This is a genomic window from uncultured Oceanisphaera sp. (assembly GCF_947495715.1).
Lineage (GTDB): Bacteria > Pseudomonadota > Gammaproteobacteria > Enterobacterales > Aeromonadaceae > Oceanimonas > Oceanimonas sediminis.
The window spans coordinates 1-2,474 of the sequence record NZ_CANLZU010000041.1 but is presented as its reverse complement, the minus strand read 5'-3'; the positions used below and the strand labels follow the sequence as shown (position 1 = coordinate 2,474).

Here is a 2,474-nt window from a genome sequence, read left to right as displayed (position 1 = left end):
AAATTCCGGAACTCCGGACAAAAGGGACGTGTAACCGGCTCCGTCCCATGAACGGATCCCCGCCGTTCACCATGACATTCCCCTTCTCGTGCCCCGGCGGGATCGCCTAGGGGAATGCCGTACCCACAAAAGCCGATCATGAAACCGCTCGCCGCAGCGTCGGCCGCAGGCCAAAGCGAGGAAGCGGAAAGGCCACAAAACCCACCCTGGGCACGTTCTCCAGCCTTGTTTACAGCTGTTAACAGCATCCGGGCAAAAGCCGCTTTCCTGGTGATCTCGAACAAGGGGGTGTTAACACCTGTAAACCCAGGTAGAACAAGGCTTCGCGCCCGTTGGTGTTTACAACTGTGATTTGGGTGTAAACACCCAGAGCCCGCGTCCTGCCTGGGTTTGCGCAAGCAGTGTTAACTGCATCGGGTGTGACAATTTTCCGGGGGCGCAGAGCGTAAACATTTGCGCTAATCGGGGGTTAAAAACCAAAACCATGCTCCGTGGATAACGGCTGCCGCCCACAGGCCCAAAAACACGGGCCCGATGGACGGACAGACGCCGTTACCCACCTCGCCAGGATCCGCTCTCTAAAATGATTTTAAGCGAGGAAAAAAGGAAATCGGCCTACGGCCTCAGCGTCGGTCTTGCCTATCTTTTCGCTGCGCTTCAAGATAGGCAAGCCCTCCTGGCCACGTAGTGGGTTACAGGATGATCCGCCTTGCTCTGGACTATCGGCACTGCTTGCTGCAGCTGCCCCTCTCACGCGCTCCAGAGACACACCTTCGGCCTGCTGTATCTGCTTTCGTCCCCGCCATGTGGGCTGGACTGCCGCGCCGTTTTTTGAGAGCTGGCCGTGGTTGGTTCCCCGTTACGCTCTGTGTGCAGATACTCCAGAACCGCGACGTCCTGGAAGGCAGTGGTGCGCGTCGCACGCTAGACCGTATGTGAGATTTCCCCGTTCGGTCTAACCGTCACGGCAAGGAGGGTAACAACGACTTGAATCCAATCCCTCCGGCCACGTTTTCACGCCATGGTGACGGCCAAGGGAAACTCTTATAGGGGGGTTTTGAAAGGTGTTGAAGTGAGGCGGCAAGGCCAGCTACACTATTAGAACAGTTTCGGAAGCATCCCCTATAGATGTTTCCCACGGTTCAAGGGCCTGCCAGCCTGTTGAACCTTCGATTAAACCGCCCTGCCAGGCGGTTTTTTCGTTTCTGTCGAACAGGTTAATCCTTCGTACCTATTCGAGTCAACGGACAAAACCAACAAGCTAACCTTGTCACTCCATGTCCACTTATGTCTGTTTATATCCTTCATAACAGGTGAAATTAGTTGTAAGCTAACTTCACCTGTTATGTTTCAGGTAAATAAAAAACCGCCCCGAAGGGCGGGTTAAATTACTTCTCTAAAAAAATACTTTTAATCAAAGCGCCGACTTCGATTAAAAGAGCCAGGATCTGAAGCGTTTTTGATATCAGTTCCACGAGCCCTCCTTTTTTGGTTTGGGTTATATGAGAGCTCCACAAGGTTGCCCCCTTGTGGGGCTTTTTTTATCACTCAACTAACGTGATTGTTAAATTAGAGCACATTTCCCCCCCCTTCGAAAGGTCCATTCTTATCTCCATCCGAAAGAGGTAAAAACCTTAAAATCATGAATTAACAAGAGTTAACACGCTCCGTATTACCCGAAAAATCTAACACGCTCCGTGTTAACAGGAAGAGCCAATAGAAAACGATGAAATTAAAGTGATATTTCATTTATTCGCGGTAGAAACTCAAAAACTAATGAACATAGATTTTAGAGTGAGTGTCCGTTCTCTGCGAACATTAGTTCTTATGCCGATAACGAACGTTATGTTCAATAAATGACCGCGCCGCCGCCCTGGTGCGCTTGCAAAACCCGCTTGTTGCTCCACACTGACACTTCAAATCTCCAATTTGCCCAGGTAAACCCCCGTTATGCGCGTAGACCAACTCCGCTTACTGTTTGAAGCCGGCGATCTGCAGGCCTGTACGCTATTGCCGGCGCTCCTGGAAGCGGGGCCTGCCCCACGCTGGAGCCTGCACGTCAAACGCCGCAACGGCGCCCTGGTGGCGCTCTGTTTGAACCGCAAGCGCAACGGCGTCGAGCAGGCCCGGGTGTTTCATTCCCTGGACGCGGCGTTCCAGGCGGCGCGGGAAATCGGCTTCATCGAGGTACGGGTACGCGCTTAAAACGGTTTTAGGCGCGATCTCAGTCCTCCAATACTAGGGTTTTTTACCCACGAACAAACACCGCCAAGGTGTCCCGCGCGGCCGGACACGGCAAAGTGGGGCCAGTGGCCCCGCCTCCGATCCGAATCAAGATCAGCGCGAGTACCTGGTGGTGAACGCGAAACGGAACCCAACAAGGCCAAAAAACGGGCAAAATTCCGGAACTCCGGACAAAAGGGACGTGTAACCGGCTCCGTCCCATGAACGGATCCCCGCCGTTCACCATGACA

General features: G+C 53.1%; 1 protein-coding gene. It reads left to right on the top strand.

All coding sequences use genetic code 11. From position 1 onward, the window contains the following. The first annotated feature begins 1,950 nt into the window (after window positions 1-1,950). Window positions 1,951-2,205: a hypothetical protein gene (locus Q0753_RS16450; RefSeq protein ID WP_298723670.1), complete on the top strand. Its 255-nt coding sequence runs from the start codon at window positions 1,951-1,953 to the stop codon at window positions 2,203-2,205. The last annotated feature ends 269 nt before the right edge of the window (window positions 2,206-2,474 follow it).

What these genes read in the sequence shown, in the direction of transcription:
- Q0753_RS16450 (WP_298723670.1), top strand. Translation starts at nt 1,951, where the DNA reads ATGCGCGTAGACCAACTCCGCTTACTGTTTGAAGCCGGCGATCTGCAG.